The 18244-nt window shown below is 46.6% G+C and carries 18 protein-coding genes and 1 riboswitch; of the genes, 13 read left to right on the top strand and 5 right to left on the bottom strand.

Going from position 1 to position 18244, the window contains the following annotated elements; translation table 11 throughout:
- Positions 1-5: 5 nt before the first annotated feature.
- The 4 genes from clpP to HW560_RS31150 all read left to right on the top strand — a co-directional run bounded on the left by clpP (position 6) and on the right by HW560_RS31150 (position 2673).
- Positions 6-587, top strand: coding sequence for an ATP-dependent Clp endopeptidase proteolytic subunit ClpP (gene clpP / locus HW560_RS31165; RefSeq protein WP_090894498.1), 582 nt, complete (start codon positions 6-8; stop codon positions 585-587).
- A 220-nt stretch (positions 588-807) separates the two neighbouring features.
- The gene (locus HW560_RS31160) at positions 808-1188 is read left to right on the top strand and encodes a GntR family transcriptional regulator (RefSeq protein ID WP_179265492.1); all 381 of its coding nucleotides are present in this window, start codon (positions 808-810) and stop codon (positions 1186-1188) included.
- On the top strand, positions 1188-2054 hold the full coding sequence (locus tag HW560_RS31155) for an ABC transporter ATP-binding protein (RefSeq protein WP_179265959.1): 867 nt from the start codon (positions 1188-1190) through the stop codon (positions 2052-2054). Before HW560_RS31160 ends, HW560_RS31155 begins: the two co-directional genes overlap by 1 nt.
- Positions 2047-2673 carry an ABC-2 transporter permease gene (locus tag HW560_RS31150; RefSeq protein WP_179265491.1) on the top strand — a complete coding sequence of 209 codons (627 nt, stop codon included), beginning with the start codon at positions 2047-2049 and terminating at the stop codon, positions 2671-2673. Before HW560_RS31155 ends, HW560_RS31150 begins: the two co-directional genes overlap by 8 nt.
- Positions 2674-2859: 186 nt before the next feature.
- On the opposite strand, the gene HW560_RS31145 is transcribed toward HW560_RS31150, so the two are convergent.
- A complete protein-coding gene (locus HW560_RS31145; RefSeq protein WP_257031546.1) occupies positions 2860-4281 on the bottom strand; it encodes an aminotransferase-like domain-containing protein in 1422 nt (473 codons plus the stop codon).
- A 120-nt stretch (positions 4282-4401) separates the two neighbouring features.
- Between HW560_RS31145 and HW560_RS31140 the strand changes: the two genes are divergently transcribed.
- The gene (locus HW560_RS31140) at positions 4402-5340 is read left to right on the top strand and encodes a DMT family transporter (protein ID WP_179265489.1); all 939 of its coding nucleotides are present in this window, start codon (positions 4402-4404) and stop codon (positions 5338-5340) included.
- 580 nt (positions 5341-5920) lie between these two features.
- Here the strand turns inward: HW560_RS31140 and HW560_RS31135 are convergent.
- Positions 5921-6571: an FMN-dependent NADH-azoreductase gene (locus tag HW560_RS31135; protein ID WP_179265488.1), complete on the bottom strand. Its 651-nt coding sequence runs from the start codon at positions 6569-6571 to the stop codon at positions 5921-5923.
- Between the two features lie 250 nt (positions 6572-6821).
- The gene (locus HW560_RS31130; protein WP_179265487.1) at positions 6822-7943 is read right to left on the bottom strand and encodes an NADH-dependent flavin oxidoreductase; all 1122 of its coding nucleotides are present in this window, start codon (positions 7941-7943) and stop codon (positions 6822-6824) included.
- Between the two features lie 170 nt (positions 7944-8113).
- Here HW560_RS31130 and HW560_RS31125 point away from each other — a divergent pair, with 170 nt between their 5' ends.
- Positions 8114-8542, top strand: a complete 429-nt coding sequence (locus HW560_RS31125; protein WP_179265486.1) for a MerR family transcriptional regulator — start codon at positions 8114-8116, stop codon at positions 8540-8542.
- Positions 8543-9003: 461 nt separating this feature from the next.
- Here the strand turns inward: HW560_RS31125 and HW560_RS31120 are convergent, their stop codons facing one another.
- Together HW560_RS31120 and HW560_RS31115 are read right to left on the bottom strand one after the other, a co-directional pair.
- Positions 9004-9807, bottom strand: a complete 804-nt coding sequence (locus HW560_RS31120; RefSeq protein WP_179265485.1) for a Cof-type HAD-IIB family hydrolase — start codon at positions 9805-9807, stop codon at positions 9004-9006.
- A gap of 233 nt (positions 9808-10040) precedes the next feature.
- Positions 10041-11042 (bottom strand): lipoate--protein ligase, encoded by a 1002-nt coding sequence (locus HW560_RS31115; RefSeq protein ID WP_179265484.1) that lies wholly within the window; start codon positions 11040-11042, stop codon positions 10041-10043.
- Positions 11043-11253: 211 nt separating this feature from the next.
- On the opposite strand from HW560_RS31115, the gene cobD reads away from it, so the two are divergent.
- The 7 genes from cobD (at position 11254) to HW560_RS31080 (ending at position 18227) form a co-directional block, all read left to right on the top strand.
- Positions 11254-12402, top strand: a complete 1149-nt coding sequence (cobD, locus tag HW560_RS31110; RefSeq protein WP_257031545.1) for a threonine-phosphate decarboxylase CobD — start codon at positions 11254-11256, stop codon at positions 12400-12402.
- Positions 12383-13195, top strand: a complete 813-nt coding sequence (locus tag HW560_RS31105) for an adenosylcobinamide amidohydrolase (RefSeq protein WP_179265482.1) — start codon at positions 12383-12385, stop codon at positions 13193-13195. The genes cobD and HW560_RS31105 overlap by 20 nt, the downstream gene beginning before the upstream one ends.
- A gap of 50 nt (positions 13196-13245) precedes the next feature.
- Entirely contained in the window at positions 13246-14223 is a 978-nt protein-coding gene (gene cbiB, locus HW560_RS31100) for an adenosylcobinamide-phosphate synthase CbiB (protein ID WP_179265958.1), read from the top strand.
- Positions 14217-14864, top strand: coding sequence for a histidine phosphatase family protein (locus tag HW560_RS31095; RefSeq protein ID WP_257031544.1), 648 nt, complete (start codon positions 14217-14219; stop codon positions 14862-14864). Before cbiB ends, HW560_RS31095 begins: the two co-directional genes overlap by 7 nt.
- Positions 14865-15028: 164 nt before the next feature.
- Positions 15029-15166, top strand: a riboswitch (cobalamin riboswitch).
- 198 nt (positions 15167-15364) lie between these two features.
- Positions 15365-16366 (top strand): ABC transporter substrate-binding protein, encoded by a 1002-nt coding sequence (locus HW560_RS31090; protein ID WP_373565022.1) that lies wholly within the window; start codon positions 15365-15367, stop codon positions 16364-16366.
- On the top strand, positions 16363-17409 hold the full coding sequence (locus HW560_RS31085) for a FecCD family ABC transporter permease (RefSeq protein WP_179265481.1): 1047 nt from the start codon (positions 16363-16365) through the stop codon (positions 17407-17409). The genes HW560_RS31090 and HW560_RS31085 overlap by 4 nt, the downstream gene beginning before the upstream one ends.
- Positions 17406-18227: an ABC transporter ATP-binding protein gene (locus tag HW560_RS31080; protein ID WP_373564969.1), complete on the top strand. Its 822-nt coding sequence runs from the start codon at positions 17406-17408 to the stop codon at positions 18225-18227. The genes HW560_RS31085 and HW560_RS31080 overlap by 4 nt, the downstream gene beginning before the upstream one ends.
- Positions 18228-18244: the final 17 nt, after the last annotated feature.

Below are 18244 nucleotides of genomic sequence, written 5' to 3'. Positions count from 1 at the left end.
AATGCATGAACGTGGTACCTTATGTTGTTGAACAGACAGCCCGCGGAGAGCGGAGCTATGATATTTATTCCCGTTTGCTGAAAGATCGGATCATTATGGTATCCGGAGAAATTGAGGATCAGATGGCGAATGCGATCGTGGCCCAGTTGTTGTTTCTGACCGCAGAGGACCCGGAGAAGGATATCCAGATGTATATCAACAGTCCGGGTGGTTCCGTGACTGCCGGATTCTCCATCTTTGACACGATGCAATTCGTGAAGCCTGACATTTCCACGATCTGCACAGGCATGGCAGCCAGCTTCGGTACGATCCTGCTGGTGGGTGGAACAAAAGGGAAACGGCTGGCGCTGCCAAACAGTGAAATTATGATTCACCAGCCGCTTGGCGGAACACGGGGGCAGGCCTCGGATATGCTGATTCATGCCAACCGGATTATCCAGCATCGTCAGCGCCTCAATAAGCTGCTTGCCGATCATACGGGACAGCCGATGGATCGGATTGAAAAGGATACAGACAGAGATTATTTTCTGACCGCTGCGGAAGCCGTCGAGTATGGTCTTGTGGATAAGGTCATATCCAGTACGTAAGAAAAAAAGATACCATACATGCCAAAAAACACGACAAAAGAAAAGCAAGTATAATGAACAGTAAAGTAGCCCGGAAGGTCATTCGACTTTCCGGGCTACTTTGCTGTCTTATCTGTATTGAAAAAAAATTGAATGATTATTGACTCAACCCATGTATAGTGTATATATTATATATATACACTATACATGGGTTGGATTGAAACCAGTGAGGTGAGAGAACATGAACATACTAATATCAAACGCATCAAGCGATCCCATCTACATGCAGATTCTGACCCAGATTAGACAGAGCATTTTAAGCGGGGAACTGGTTGCAGGGGAGAGTCTCCCCTCCATCCGTCAACTTGCGAAGGATCTGCAGGTCAGTGTAATTACAACCAAACGTGTCTATGAAGAACTGGAGAAAGAGAAACTGATTGATTCTGTCGTAGGCAAAGGCTGTTTTGTTTCCGGGGCCAATCATGAGTTTATTCGGGAACAGCGGCTGAAACGAATCGAAGATAAAATGCTCGATGTCCTTCGTGAGAGCAAGGAACTGGGCATGAGTGTTCAAGATGTAGTTAAGCATTTTACGTTGCTAGTTGAGGAGGAAGAAGCATGATGAACGCAATTGAGTTGCGCAACCTATCCAAAACGTACCCCTTATTTAAGCTGGATCAGATCACTTTGGATGTAAAACAAGGTTATATTACCGGACTTATCGGCCCGAACGGGGCGGGGAAAAGCACACTGATCAACTTAATCACCGGCTTGATTCGTCCAGACTCCGGGAGCATCAAAACATTGGGAAAAGAGATGCCTGCTCAGGAAGTTAATGTTAAAGAAGGCATTGGCATTGTTTCAGATGAATGTTTCTATTATGAGCATCTTACGATCCGTGAAATGAAAAGCATGATTGCTCCTTTTTATAAGAAATGGGATGAGAAGCAATTTAACAACTACCTGGAGCAATTCGAATTGTCTCCCAAAAAGAAGATTGAAGAACTGTCCAAAGGCATGAAAATCAAATTTTCACTGGCTATCGCTTTATCTCACGATGCTGAGCTACTCATCATGGATGAGCCTACATCCGGGCTTGATCCTGTGTTTCGGAGAGAACTGCTTGACCTGCTTGCAGATATGATACAGGACGAAACTCGATCTATTATTTTCTCGACTCATATCACGACGGATTTGGAGCGTATAGCAGATTATATTACGTTCATCAATAAAGGAAAGATTGTGTTTAATGAAGCAAAGGATGATGTGCTTGAAAGGTACATAATAGTAAAGGGGGACATGAAGCTGCTTGATGCGGACACGCGAGGACAATTCGTCGGAATCCGTGAGACAGCGGTTGGTTTTGAAGGCTTGGCAGATAACAGGGCGGAAGCAGAACGATTATTTGGCAATTATGCTCTTTTACATAGACCCTCCCTCGAAGACCTTATCTATTTTACGGCCAAGGGGGAACGACATCATGCTTAACTTGCTTCGCAAAGATTATATCGCTTTGAAAAGCTCGCTATGGGCCATCCTTTTTTATTTTGTTGTATTCAGTGTCGCATTTATCCCGACAGTGGAAATGTCGATGTATTTTGTAGGGATATATACTGCTTTCGGTTCGATTATGCTTGCAACTATGATTGATATCAAAAACCATAATCATAAATTTCTTGTCACACTTCCGCTTAGCCGAAGAAACATTGTGCAAGCGAAGTATCTGTCTGCCATTCTCTATACGCTTTTTGGAGTTTTCGCTTCGTCTGGCGCTCACTGGCTGGTTAACTTTCTTTTTCCCGAACTGAACAAGCCGGAATTTTCAGTACTGGACATCCTGATTTCGATTGGAATGGTGCTGGTTTTAATTTCGATCTATATGCCTCTTTTTTACGCCCTTAGTAAAAAGGGAGCGGGAATCATTAATACGGTTTTCATGATCGTTCTTATTATTTTAGCGCAACCTGTTGCCTCGCTCCTATATATGGCAGGCGAGAACGGAATGGGTCGTGCTTCGGTTTATGTTTTTGTTTCAGTTTGCATTCTTCTGTTGTTCATTGTCTCCTATTTTGTAACGGTCCGACTGTTTGCAAGGAAAGATCTATAGGATGAATGAAGAAGGATTTCAATAAAAAAAATTTCTAACTTACTTTGCCAGTCGAGAACAGCAGAACAGCAGCCCAAAAAGTAAAGTCGCCAAATGGCGACTTTTTGTGTTACAGAAGATTTAAAATTTGTGACCTGCCAGACAAGCTGTCGTTAATCTGCAAATGCAGATTTTGCAAACGTATCATCACGTATTTTCAGCCAACGCAATCAGTCTGCTCATGCCTTCCCGGATTTGCTGCTCGTGAGCATAGGAGAAGGAGAGACGCAGCTTGCGACTGGCATTCGCATCGGAAGGATCGAATACCGTTCCCGGCACAAAAGCGACGGAATGCTCCATGCATCGGTGAAGCAAGCGCCCCGTATCTACACCTTCCGGAAGCTCTGCCCAGATATTAAGTCCACCCTCAGGACGAGTCCACGTCCAATTGGTTTGTTGAAGGCATTGTTCCATTACTTCCATCCGCAGTTGAATGGCGGTACGCAGCTTGGACAAGTGCTGGTGCATGCGTGGGGACTGGAAATAACGGAGGAACAGCTTCTGGTTCAGCAGAGGTGATCCGTTATCTGTCAGTGCTTTTACGGCCTGTAATCCTGGCATAAACCGGGGACGGCACATAATTGCGGCAATTCGCAGACCCGGCACGACATATTTGCTATAGCTGCGAATATAGAGTGTATGCCCTGTAGTATCGTATGTGAAGATCGGCGCAGGAGGTTTTTCCTTGAAATAGATATCATAGGTGCTGTCGTCTTCCACCAGGAAACATCCGTACTGTTCCGCCAGTTCAGGCAGTTGTTTGCGCTGCTCGGTCGGAATATTGATGCCCGTAGGATTTTGGAAGGTTGGCGTCATATAAAATACTCTTGGCTTTTCCTGCTTCATCAGGCGTTCAATCTGTTCCAGATCGTAGCCGTCACGATGAATATCCGTAAAAATCAACTTGGCACCCTGTTTGCGAAAAATTTCCATCGCAGGGCCGTACGTTGGCCTCTCCATGAGCACACGGTCACCGGGTCTGACGAGACTGCGGGAGATCACATCAATGGCCTGCTGTGCACCAGAAGTGATCAGCACTTCATCAGACGAGATGTAGAAACGTTCCCTCGTCGTCAGATGGCTTGCCAAGGCACTACGCAGCTCCAGATCTCCTTGAATCGTGGAATACGTCCCAAGCAGACGGGGATATAAATCCAGCAAATCCCGCATCAGTTCTCCCCAATAGCGGTTGGGCAGCAGGGCGGGGTCAATCAATGATTTGGAAAATTGGTATTCCGCCTCAAGGGATTGCACGCGGGCAAGTGAATCCCAATGCAGCCAGGCAGACACGGCCGGGTCATCGGCCTGATCTGTCACGGGAGAAGGGTCAGCAGGACTGACATAATAACCGGACTTATCCTTGACGTAAACGTTCCCCCGTTCTTTTAATTCCTGATATGCCTTAAAAACAGTGAGGCGATGTACACCGAGCAGCTCGGACAGGCTCCGCACGGACGGCAGCTTCTCATGCTCTTTCCACTCTCCGGCTTCGATCCGTACAACCAGATAATGTACCACTTGCTCATATAGTTTCAGGCTGTTATCTGTCATCAACATGGTTTTACCCACCCGGCTCACGCTCCTTTTGAACTCCATTGTAACAGCAAACGGGAACTAACTGTTCTGTTTTATTCATTCTGTTCTGTAGACAGTGCTATATGATGGAGAACAGATGAAGGAGGGGCTAGCATGGTTGCAGTAGCATTTACCGTAATGTGTCTTATTTTTGGAACAACGTTTCTAGCGATTAAAATTGGCGTGGAGGCAGGCATGCCGCCTTTTCTATCGGCCGGACTGCGCTTTATCATTGCAGGTGCTCTAATGTTTGCATGGATGTGGATGAAAGGGAAAGTGAACCTGTCTTTATTATGGCGTAAAGAGATGCTCTTGACCGGGGCCGGATTGACGTTCGGGACCTTTGCGGCCTTATATTGGGCTGAACAATATGTGAGCTCGGGTGTTGGTGCAATTCTGTCAGCAACAGGTCCACTGATGATTATGGTGATGCAGACAGCGTTGTTGCGTCAAAAAACGTCTGCACGCATGATTGCGGGCTGCCTGATCGGTTTTGCAGGGGTTATCCTTGTTGTATTGCCGGGTGTATCGATTGGTGGTAACTCCCTGTGGCTATGGGGCTGTATTGCGGTATTGGTTGGTGAAGTCTGTTATTCGGCAGGGGCGTTGTACTCCAAAAAAGTCATTAATCAGTTTAAGGAGGCTAATCCGGTAGCAATCAATGCGGTGCAAATGATGTACGGAGGGTTGCTGTTATCTGCGCTTTCGGCGGTGACGGAATCGTGGAGCACAACTGGACTGGATTGGATGCCCGCAATATCATCTCTGATCTATCTGACGGTCATCGGTTCGATGGTGGGGCACAGCTTGTTCTACTGGATCATGTCTCGTACCAACCCGTTATTCCCGGCGACCTGGTTATACATTTCCCCTCCGATTGCGGTTGGGCTTGGGGCGGTTCTCTACAATGAGCATGTAAGCTGGATTACCTGGTTGGGCGTTGCGCTGATCGTTTCAGGTTTACTGGCGATGAATGAGAAGGTGATGGGGTGGCTTGGTAAAAGAAGTCGTTCTAATCGGATGGTTCAAGCATCCAAACCTGTGGTAAAATAGGCGAAGCGTAATTCAGCGCAGGAATGGGCGAAGACCATACTGAACAGGCAGAGACTTGGGGCGATATTACTGTTTGCAGGCATTATACTGTATGGTGCTATTCATATTGCGATCGTTATATACATCCCAACCGTAGCAGTCTGGTCTCTTATACGTGGGGACGTTATTTTGAAGCTGTTTCGGAGACTCGTGGCTGGATTGGTTCTGCGATCCTTTTATTAAATATCTCAGGCTACGTCATCGCAAGATGTCGTAATCTGGGATTTTTTCGTTCAGGCTAGGTAAAGAGTGTGAATGAGATAGGTAATAAAGAAAATGAAAAGCGGGAAGCGTTAGCAGGACAGCCAAACCAATGAAAGGCGGTACCAGCCAAAATACGAATCTCCAAGACAGGTTCTCTGCTAGTGATCCGGCAAGATAGAGGCTGATTAAATGCAGGCAATATATGTGCCCCGGCAAACAACCGAGTCATTTTCGTCTAAGTCGATCGGAATACCCAAAGTAATGCTGTAATAAACGCTTACGCGTTATTTGTTTTGTAAACTTTTAAGGTATTGATTTCCCTTTTTAACTGTAAAAATTAAAATGTTCCTGCTGCCAATATTGCTTTGCGAATTGCTTGCTCCTTAATTCTTTTTGCTTGATCTGGCCCCTCACTGATCCCTTCAATAAAAATAGCCTGAACGTCGTCAATCCCCTGTAATTTCATAACAGAATGGATATAACTGTGACTGTATTCAACATTTTCAAACGTTCCGTGTGAAAGAACTGTTCCTGAAGCTTGAATGTGCATTACTTTTTTCCCTTGCTGAGTTCCAATCAGTCCGGACAAACCGCGGAGCCCATTGTCTGCTCGCTTAATAGTTCCACCTATAATCGTAACTGCATCAATGTAGTCTTTCAGTACAGAAGGAAAAGAGTAATTCCATACAGGGTTTACTATAATAATTTTATCCGCATCCATGAACTGTTCCAGTATCTCACGCATCCGTACTGCTTTTTGTTTGGTCTCTTCGTTTAATGCTTCAAAAGTTGGTCCACTTAGTGGTTGTCCCCAATGGCTTAGAATATCAGCATCAATTCTCGGAAGATCCATGCGGTATAGATCCAAATGTATTACTTCATCCCCAGGGTTAAGCGCCCGGTAGGTTTTAATAAACTGTTTGCCGACCGATAAACTGTAGGTATCCTCTTTCATAGGATGTGCAGTAATGTACAGTACAGTTGCCATAAAAGATCCACTCCTTGATTTTGATAGTATTAAATGAAGACACGATGTTAGTGACCAAGCGTATTGATTCATACGAGACACAGGCAACAAAATATAATAAACGTTTAACTTGATTTGCTGTAAATATTAGAATCTCTATTACATCATTCAGCCGATCTCGATGGAGCACCTTAAAATCAGGATCAGAAACCCGAAGTCTCATTCAAGACCTGGGTTTCTGATCAATCTGAGTAGCCTTTAAGACTACTCTTTATTTACTAACATTAAACCAACCTGGCATTGCTTGAATTACATTCCAAAGTTTTTCTGGAATAGTAAGCTGGTCGAATTTCGAAACGTTCAATTCAGAATCTATCTCGGCTTCACGTCCATTTGCGACCTTTTCAACCCAGTTAGGATCCATAATTAACGCATGCCCAATGGCGACTAGCGGCAATCCTAATTCCGCAGCTTGAAGAGCATCATCCGGTGTTAGTATTGAACCAGCAGCCATCACAGGTACCTTACCGTTTGCTCTTTCAATAATTAATTCAAGCCGTGTTTTTTCATCTTGACTATCTACTGGTTTTGAAGAAACATTATCTAATGAAGCATGAATATAATCTAGATCCTGTTCAACAAGGAAATCAATTAATTCATACGTGTCTTTCATACGTAATCCGTCCACTTTGTGGGATTCTTCAGGGGAAAGGCGGAAACCAATCATAAATGGTTTTGCAGCATGTTTTTCAATGACATTTTTGATTTCGTTAATAATCGCCAATGGAAAACGCAAGCGATTTTCAAGTGATCCTCCCCATTGGTCCGTCCGTTGATTTGTCGCTGGCGACCAAAAATTCTGAATTAAAAATCCATGTGCGCCATGAATTTCGACGCCATCAAATCCGGCTTCAATCGCTCGTCTTGTTGTATCTCCAAAAGCACGTACAATCGACAAAATCTCCTCATGTGATAGTTCTCTTGTTTCTGGAGTTGAACCTAAATTAGTAATTTCGGGTTGCAATGCACTCGCACTAACTGCATCCAATTCGGGCAAAGCTTTATTGCCAGCATGAAAAATCTGTAGGATCGCAGGAGAGCCTCCACTTTTGGCTGCTTCAGCTAGTTTTCGTAAACTTGGAGTAAATTCATCATTGTATCCGGCGAATTCATTCGTAAAACCCTGTCCATTCGGTGTGACATGAGTACACCCTGTAATGACGAGTCCTACTCCATTCACTCTTTGTTTGTAATACTTTACTTCGTCATCCGAAATGGTAAGATCGTCATTACTTGACCAGGTTGTCATAGGTGCCATAACAATTCTATTCTTCATTGTTATTCCACTTCTGAATGTGAAGGATTCAAATAACCTATTATATTTTTGATTCATTTCTTATAACCTCGCTATCATATTTTCTTTTCTATTTCAGTGTAATTGGTTACTGTTACGTTAAGTAAAGGACTTATTTTTATATGATTATATACAGAATTGTTGTGTTGTCATTCTCTTTATGATATATATTTAGTTACAGTAACTGTAACTAAAGGTGGGACGAATAGATGTTGTATTCAATGACATATGTAGTGGAGAATTTAAATGTATCTGCAAAGACACTTCGATTTTATGAAGAGCAGGGGATATTGCCGAATATATCTCGTGACGAAAAAGGTCGTAGAGTGTATAACCAACAACAAATAGATTGGATTTCTTTTATTCGTTGTCTCAAAGAGACAGGGATGCCTCTTTCAAAAATCAAGGATTACAAGGAATTGTATGAATTGGGAAATAGCACTTATTTGCAAAGAGAAGAAATGTTGATGCAGCATAAATTGGAAGTTCAGAAGAAAATTGAGGAAAGTCAAAGACACTTGGAAGAAATAAACTATAAACTAGCCATGTATGAACTTCAGAAAGAAGAAGTTATGAAAAACCCCAACTATAACTTTAAATGTCACGGTCACGGCCTGGAGATTAAGACGGTGAATTAATGTGCTTAACTCAACTTTCGGTGCGACCAAGCCTAGTTGTGAAGATCGATTCTATGAGGCATTAATCAAGCTGATGGCCAAATTCGAGCTGCAAATCGCAGAAGAGAAGACGAAAATTTGGAGTTTGGACTTTTCGCCAAAGAATATCGGAAAGCTTTAATTGGGCGGCCGATAGAATAGCGAGCCACTCGTATTTCTTGGAGTGATGGCAAGATACAGCAGTTCGGAAACCAACGGTAGGGCAGAACACAGTGCCTCTTTCCAGCGTTTGTAGCCACAGGAAGGAGCGTTTGTCGATTCCAGATGTATGCCGGTGAGAACAAGAAAGTAAGCTGTATGCGAAGGAACATACATAGTCAAAGCTAAAAGAACAGCCCTGCACAGCGAGCTATCGCTGACAGGGCTGTTTTTTTGTATTGTCCATAATACATGTATAAAAGTAAAATGCTTTGCTGAAATTCTTACTCCGCGTTCAGCACAAACTTCTCAATAACCTGCTTCACGCCGTCTTCGTTATTGCTCGCGGTAATGTAATCTGCCAGCTCTTTCAGAGCAGGGATCGCATTCCCCATCGCTACACCCAAACCAGCGACTTCCAGCATTTCATGGTCATTCCAGGAATCCCCGATGGCAATGCATTCGCTCAATTGGTGACCGAAGTGATCTGCCAGGAAGGTGAGCGCATGGCCTTTCGTTCCCTCGCGGTGCATGATCTCAAGGAAGTATGGCTTGGACTTGGTAATGTGTACTTCAGGTCCGAGCAGTTCGCGCAGGGCAATGGCAACCTCATCGAGGTAATCTGGCTCATCAATGATGAGCAGTTTCGGTGTTTTTTGCTCAATCACTTTGATGAAATCTGGTTCGATGTGGTACTGAGTACCATTCAGTTTAGCGTAGTCACGCAGCTTGTCGTTTTCTTCACGGGCATACAGCTTGTCGTCAATGTACGTTTGCAGATGCAGATTATGCTCCAGGCAGTAGTCGTACAATTTGCGGGAAGCGTCCTGTGGAACGTAGCGCTCGTAGAGTACTTTTTCGTCCAGCAAGTTTTTCACCAAAGCGCCTTGATACGTAATGATGGGCACGTTCAGCTTCGTTTGACGAGCGAGTGCTTGGGCAGAAGCATAAGCACGTCCGGTTGCCAGTGTTACAACGACACCATGAGCAACCGCTTGTTCCAGGGCAGTCTGTGTTGCAGGCGTTACTTCCTTGTTATCGTTGATCAGTGTGTCGTCAATGTCAATTGCGATTAATTTGTAGGTCATCTGTGTTTCTCTCCTTTTTTATCTGTATCTATTTAATTGAACTAAATAAACTCACACAAGCACTACGATGACAGAATAACCTTCCAATCACTGTTATCCCCAGATTTTTTGATCCCTCTTATAAGGGGGAAATCCGGTGATAAAGGTGAACGCTTCGCTTTTACAGGTTTTTTCTGTCCTCTCCGTTTCAGTGATCATAGTTAGTTCAAAACATCTATATACATCTAAATTGCTTACTCTTCCAGGAAGATGAGGCCAATAAAGTCCTCCAGCTCCAGGTTACCGAAGTAATGTTTTACATCCAGACCCTCAAGTGCAGTACGCATCTCAGATTCCTCGTAACGCTTGCCACGCAGCATATCTTCGATATCCGCTACATCACCTACGCCGAAGAAATCACCAAAGATTTTGATATCTTCAATCCGTCCATCCTTGATATTCATGCGCAGATCGATGATGCCGACAGGGAATTTACGTGTATGCTTCACATTGCTTTCCGGGGAAAGCCCGTAGTTCCAGTCCCAATTGTTATAACGCTCAGCAGAGATTTCGTTGATCTTGTCCCAGTCTTTCTCTGTGAGTTCATATTGAGGAACATCTTGTGGCTCCATGCGGAAAATGTGACGCAGCAGCTCGTCCCGGAATTGTTCAATGGTCAAATTGCTGTCGATTAGATCACGAATATTCGCTACACGACTGCGTACGGATTTGGTGCTCTTGGATTTGAACTTCTCCGGATTCACATTGAGTGAAGCCTGGACGTGTTCGAGGTTCAAATTAAACATCAATGTGCCGTGACTGAACATGCGGCCACGCGTAGAGAATTGGGCATTGCCCGAAATTTTCTTCTCTCCGACTTGCAGATCGTTGCGTCCCGTCAGTTCGGCATTGACCCCAAGCTCTTGCAGGGCTTCCACCACAGGTTGCGTGAATTTGCGGAAGTTATGGAAGGATTGTCCGTCATCCTTGGTAATAAAACTGAAATTGAGGTTGCCCAGATCGTGATAAACGGCTCCGCCTCCCGAAAGACGACGTACGACTTGCACACCGTTATCCTGAACATACTCAATGTTGATCTCTTCAATGGTGTTCTGGTGTTTTCCGATAATAATGGACGGGCGGTTGATGTAAAACAGCAAGTAACTGTCATCCATCGGCAGATGCTTCAGAATGTATTCCTCAATGGCGAGGTTTACAGAAGGATCTGTAATGCCCTGGTTATCAACAAACAGCATGGTCATTCCTCCATTAATGTATGTGAGGGATGTATATCCCTTATATAGTGATGCTTTGCGGAATCGAAATTCCTTCTCTATTGTAAACGAATTGTCGAAAGGACACAAAGAAATTGAAGCCGCAAAGGGCTTAAATAGCCAAAACAGGATTGACCCCTGCCTGCCACGACATCCATAATAAAAAGGACATGCAGAAAGGATGACGGATAGGATGACCGGTTTAATTGAAGTTTTTGGACATGGCGGTGATGTGGAGACGGCCGCTGTACGTTTTGGAGGGAATCCTGCGGATTTCCTCGATTTTAGCGCAAATATTAATCCTCTGGGTCCACCTCGGGAAGTGCTGGAGTCTCTGAAACAAGGATTACATACGGTACTTCGTTACCCTGATCCGGGCCATCGGGCGTTCAAAATGTTGCTTAGTGACCGACTGGGTTTAACCCCGGATCACATATCTGTTGGCAATGGGGCGGCGGAAAATATGGCTCTAATCTTAATTGGACTCGCGCCGCGCAGAGTCGGTACGGTAGAGCCCGGTTTTTCAGAGTACAGTGCTTTGTCCAGACAATTTGGAGCAGAAGTCCACCATGTTCAAGGACGGGAAGAACTGGACTGGCGAGCAGAACCGGAAGATATTGAGAAGCTGATAGAGCGGGTGGACCTGCTTTTCCTTGGACAGCCCAACAACCCCAATGGGGTACAGTATCCGGTCGAAGTTCTGCAACGGCTTGCTCGTAAAGCAGAGACAACAGGCACAATATTGGTTGTCGATGAGGCATTTATCGATTTTATTCCTGAATCACAGCGTCAATCGCTTGCATCCAGATTGAAAGAGTATCCGCAAGTGATCATCATTCGTTCGATGACCAAGTTTTATGCGATTCCAGGCCTGCGTCTGGGTTATGCGATGGGGCGTCCTGAACTGATTCGCGCCATGACAGAGAAACAGGTCACCTGGAGTGTGAACGGGCTTGCACTGATCGCAGGAGAAGCCTGTCTGCGCAGTGGGGAAAATTTTGAACAGGAGACATTGGCACTGGTGTCACACGAACGAAAGAGATTAACGGAAGGTCTGGAAGCGTTGGGGTGTGAGGTTACACGAGGGGAAGCAAATTTTATATTGGCAGCTCTTCCAGAACCGTGGACAGCGTCATCCATGCAGGCTGCTCTCGGAGAACGGGGAATACTGATCCGAAGCTGCGCGATGTATCCCGGACTTGGGGAACGACATGTACGTTTTGCGGTCAAGGACGCGGAGGCTAATGGACGTTTGCTGGAAACAATAGGAAATGTAATTACGCCTAATCCGACAACCGGGTTAGAGGCAGGGGGACAAAGCGATGGCACTGCCATTCTATAATTATTACTCCCATGTACAAAAGGACCAGAACGAATACAGATCTTCTGTATGGCCGGGATTATACGTCTCTGCACATGAACGGCATATTAAAGCGTCCAGTCCCTCTGTTGTAACAGCACTTTCCAGTGCTGTGTATGGGGGCGGCATGATTGAACTGGATCGTATATTCAACATCTATGTGGACAGACATTATCGCTGTGACGATCCACCACGTGATATTGCCGAGCTGTTGAGTGAATGGCAGGAGCAGCAGGAACAATGTGCCGGTCTTCTGACTGCCGTTCGATTGGAGCACACAGCGATCCAGGAATACGAAAGTGATGAATTCGGTTTGCTTTGCTGCACTACAGCAGGGGTATCGAATGCTGCACGGGCAGGTTCTGCAAGAACCGTGTTCGATGCTGCGGGGAATGAGATGAGCAATGGGACGGTGTCCCAGAAAATTGGGAAAGTTTCGTCTTCAACCTATACTCCCGGTACGATCAATATCATGTTGTGGATGAATGGGTGTATGACTGCTGGAGCGATGGTGAATGCCATTCAGACTGCGGTAGAGGCGAAAGCCGCTGCGTTAGCTGATTTCGGTGTGATGGATTCAGAGAATGGTCTGCCTGCAACCGGAACAACAACGGATGCCATCGTACTCGCGGTCAGCCAGGCTGGAGTAGATAAACCGCTCATCAGTTACGCAGGGACGGCTACGGTCATGGGTGCAGCGATCGGCAGGCTGGTGTATGACACAATAATGGAAAGCCTGCAAGCCGCGCAGGAGTGGAAAGAGAGGAATAAATAGCAATGACATCTCTGCTGCATCAATGGGCTTCCTGGCCGATCTGGACGGGAATGGCTGGAGCCTGGATTATTGTAGGAGCATACATACTCGATCGCTGCATCGGTGATCCGCGCTGGATTCCCCATCCGGTGATTGGCATGGGAAAGGCCATCTCTGCACTGGAGCGAGCGATAAGGTCGCGGGTGGATTCGAAACAGGCACTCCAAAGAGCTGGCGTTTTATTTCCACTTTTGATTGCAGGCGGTTCTTTTGCACTGACTTGGGGATTAATCTATGTGCTGGGTCTTATTCATCCCGTTGTTGCAGTTGTGGCAGAAGTGGTGCTGATCGCAACCACCATTGCCTCGAAAGGTTTGAAGGATGCAGGTATGGAAGTTTACCGCCATTTAAGTCAACAGGATTGGCCTGCGGCGAGACGTTCACTGGGTATGATTGTAGGACGTGATACGGCTCATCTGGATGAACCGGAGATTGTGAGGGGAACGGTGGAGACTGTGGCGGAAAATATCGTGGATGCAATCGTCTCTCCACTGTTCTATGCCCTGATTGGTGGTGCACCACTTGCCATGGCCTATCGGGCGGTGAATACACTGGACTCCATGGTGGGTTATAAAAATGAAAAATATCTGCATCTCGGCTGGGCGTCTGCCCGTCTGGATGATTGGGCCAACTGGATTCCCGCGCGTCTTACTGCCTTGCTGTTAATTATGGGAGCCTGGTTCATGAAGTTGGATGCCAGAGGGGCAGCACGCATGGTGTCCCGGGATGCACGACTGCACCCAAGCCCGAATAGCGGTTTTCCCGAGTCAGCGGTGGCCGGAGCGCTGGGTATAAGACTTGGTGGACATAACGTATATCACGGCGTGGCTTCATTTCGCGCATATATGGGCGATCCTACAAGACGGATGGAAGCAGAAGATATTGTACGAACAACACGGCTTATGTTCTGGTCGGCAGGTTCTTTTGTTATATTATGTTGGTTGCTCACCTTAGGGATATGGTCTGCTGGAGGTACACTGTTATGGTAATAGAAGCTGGACATGGCGGCATGCAAAGCTGTGAGATTATTTTGATACGTCATGGTACAACGGTGTGGAACTTGGAAAAAAGATATCTTGGGTATTCCGACATCGGACTGCTGCCTGAAGCAGAGCAGGAGCTATCTTCGCTGCGCGAAGAGTTCAGCAATATCACATGCGAAGCTCTGTATTGCAGTGATCTGCTGCGTTGTCAGCAGACACTTACACACATTGCATCGCCCCAAATGGGAAAGGCCAAGCTTGATCCCCGACTAAGGGAGATCAACTTTGGTCAGTGGGAGGGGTTGACCTATGATCAGCTCAAGGACAATCCGCAGTACCGAGACTGGATTGATGCGCCGCAGGAGGTAACGCCACCGGGTGGCGAGCCTTGGACAGCATTTGCCGCGCGGATTGATTCATTTCTGGAAGAGAGTCTGATGTCCTTTTCACCAATACTGCACTCTCGCAGCATAAACGTGCCAAAGGTAGCCGTAATTACGCATGGCGGTGTTATTCGTTATATGGTATCACGTCTCATTCCAGATCAAGGATTTTGGGATACGCAGGTAATACCAGGACAAGCGATCAAAATCCGGCTGGATGGCGATGGGGAGAGCTGGGTTGGAACCAGATTGACTTTTCCGTAAATCGGGTTGTAAGGATGTACAATATAACCTATAATCACAACAGAAGTGTGACTTAGCAAGTGCATCATCGATGGAGGCGCAACAAGCTCTACCAAGGATGCACGATGCTCACTTGAATGGTTAAACAATATTAGCGACCAAGGGTCCCGCGTGCATGCAGAATGTTTCATGCTTTTATATGAGGCGATGAACGGCATACGGGTGAAATAGGGAAGCCGGTGTAAATCCGGCACGGTCCCGCCACTGTAAATCAGGATGAATTCCTGTAAGTCAGGTTACCTGCCCTGGACGTATAAACCGGTGTTCCTTCGAGGAAAGGACAGCGTTTCGGGCAGTTCTCTGTGCATAAACAGCGCCAAGCTGACCATGCGCAGATCGCCACATGCGAGACGTCATCCCTGATTCTGACCAAGGATTGGGGATTTTATTTTTTCGGAACACAAATTCAAGCGGAATTGGGACAGGAGCACTACTCACTAGAATGGATAGAGAAGGGGAGAATGAACACAATGAATTTCAAGACATGGAAAGGCGTAGCGTCACTGCTGAGCGCAGCGATGCTGGCACTGACGTTGGCCGGTTGTGGTACAACAACAACGAACGAGGGTACAGGAACCTCACAACCTGCACAGGAGCAATCCCAGGAACAGGCGCAGACAGATCTCAAAACACAATATCCACTCACGGTTACAGATGCTACGGGTGAATCGTTTACCTTTGACAAAGCACCAGCCAAAATCGTATCCGTATCTCCGGCTGAAACGGAATCCCTGTTCGCACTCGGATTGGACGAGCAGATCGTAGGGGTATCCGACTATGACGATTATCCGGAAGCAGCAACAACAAAACCGAAAATGGGCGGAGTATCCAAGCCTAATGAAGAGTCGATCATTGCGGCTGAAGCAGATATCGTATTTACAGGTATCTCAATGAGCAAAGAGTCGGTGAAGAAACTGCGTGATCTGGGCATTACGATTTTCAAAACAGATCCTAAATCAGTGGATGATGTAATAAACAACATTGAAACTTTTGGTAAAATCACGGATCATCAGGAAAAAGCACAGGAGATCATCACCCAGATGAAAAAAGATGTGGCTGATGTAACTGAAGCTGTGAAGGCAGTTAAACCGGAAGAGAAGAAAAAAGTATATGTTGAATTCTCCCCAGGTTGGACTGTGGGTAAAGGTGAATTCATGGATGAATTGATTACACTGGCCGGAGGTAACAACGTAGCTTCCGACTTGACTGGCTGGAACCAGATTAATGAAGAGAACATTATTGCTTCTAATCCGGACGTCATTCTGTATGCGAACGATGTAGTGGAAGATAACAAAACATTGGATCAAATCATCAAAGCACGCAGCGGATGGGATCAAATCACGGCTGTGAAGAACGATGCAGTCATCGGTCTGGATGCCAACCTGTTGAGCCGTCCGGGACCACGGGTAACCCAAGGTCTGAAAGAAGTAGCCAAAGCGATCTACCCTGATCTGTTCAAATGAGTAAAAAGCTGGCAGTGTACGGAACGGCCGGAATTGTGCTGCTTGTGTTAACCGTGCTCATCTGCACGGGCATCGGTTCGGTTGCCCTGCCTGCCTTGGACATTGCGGGCATCTTGCTTCATCGCATTCCCTGGCTGGGCGACTGGATTGTTCCTGACTGGAATACAGCAGCAGAACAGATCATATGGAAGGTCAGATTCCCACGTGTACTGCTTGCCGTGCTTGTAGGTGCATCGCTGGCGATTGCCGGAACTGGATTCCAGGGGGTTCTTCGTAACCCTCTGGCTGATCCGTTTACCCTGGGCGTATCGTCCGGTGCATCGGTAGGTGCGGCTTTTCTGATTTTTTTCGGATTGCAGTATGCACTGATTGGGATCTGGACTCTGCCACTGGTCGCGTTTCTGACGGGAGTAGTCACATTGTGGTTTGTGCTGGCCCTCGCTCGTGAGGGACGCAAAATACCTACACACAGCCTGATTCTGGCTGGCGTCGTCATGCAAAGTTTCCTGGGAGCAGTCGTCTCCTTCCTGTCGACCATGTCGAAGCAGACAATCAATGAAATTATATACTGGACGATGGGAAGTCTGGCACTGCGTGGGTGGTCGTATACGGCCATCCTTTTCCCGTATTTTGTGCTGGGGCTGATTTTCCTCTGGAGCCGTGCGCGTTCGTTGAATGTGCTTGCCTTGGGGGAACGACAAGCTGCTCATATCGGGGTTAAGGTGGATGGATTGAAGCTGTCGGTGTTAGCTGTGGGTACGCTGCTTACGGCAGGCGCTGTCTCCGTATCGGGCGTGATTGGCTTCGTCGGATTGGTCATTCCGCATATTCTTCGGCTCATTGTGGGACCTGATTATCGCTTGCTGGTGCCTTTGTCCGCGATTGGGGGAGCCATCTTCATGGTCTGGGCAGACACGATTGCACGCTCATTGCTGGCCCCAACCGAAATTCCGCTGGGTGTAGTTACAGCTTTTGTTGGAGCGCCATTTTTTGCGTATCTGCTGCATCGGAACAAAAAGCTGCGGAAGGGGATGATGCCATGAGTACATTCATGAAAACAGACCCTACCGAGAGTCGGCCGATGATTGAAGTCACGAAAGCTGATAAAATGTATGGTAACCATCGGGCTCTGCATGCGGTGGACTGGAAAGTAAAAGCAGGTGAATGGTGGGGCGTTGTTGGTCCAAACGGCAGTGGAAAATCGACCCTGCTTCAGCTACTTGCCGGAACCGAACAGCCGAACGCTGGCAGCATACAGATTGATGGTCGCGACATTTCCTCATACACCCGTAAAGATCTGTCGCGCATGATTGCAGTCTTGCAGCAGGATGGACTACCGGCCATCTCTTATCCCGTAAGGGATGTTGTCGAGATGGGACGTTATCCTTACCAGAACTGGCTTGGCGAAGAACCGTCGGATGGAGCAGCGATAGTTGATAAGGTGTTAGAGGAGTTGGGTCTGAGTGACATGGCCGAACGACCTTTGGATGCACTGAGTGGCGGTCAACGGCAGCGGGTTGCGCTTGCCAAAGTCATGGCTCAGGAACCCAGGCTATTATTGCTGGACGAGCCAACCACCTTTCTCGATATCAAATATCAATTGCAATTCATGGAGTTATTATCGGCGTGGCGTCAAAAAACTCATATTACGATTGTGGCGGTGCTGCATGATTTGAACCTGGCCGCGCAATTTTGTGATCATATTCTGGCGCTGCGTGAAGGGACTTGTGTAGGCAGTGGCACACCCCATTCGCTGATGACGGAAGAGAACATTCGGGAGATCTTCCGGGTGAGTCCGGCCATGGTGAATCATCCGGACAATGGATTGCCACAGCTGTTGCTAAGACGAGAGAAGAAATGAATGAATCGGGGGAGACC

It is taken from the genome of Paenibacillus sp. E222 (assembly GCF_013401555.1).
Lineage (GTDB): Bacteria > Bacillota > Bacilli > Paenibacillales > Paenibacillaceae > Paenibacillus.
This window is presented reverse-complemented; position numbering and strand designations above follow the sequence as displayed.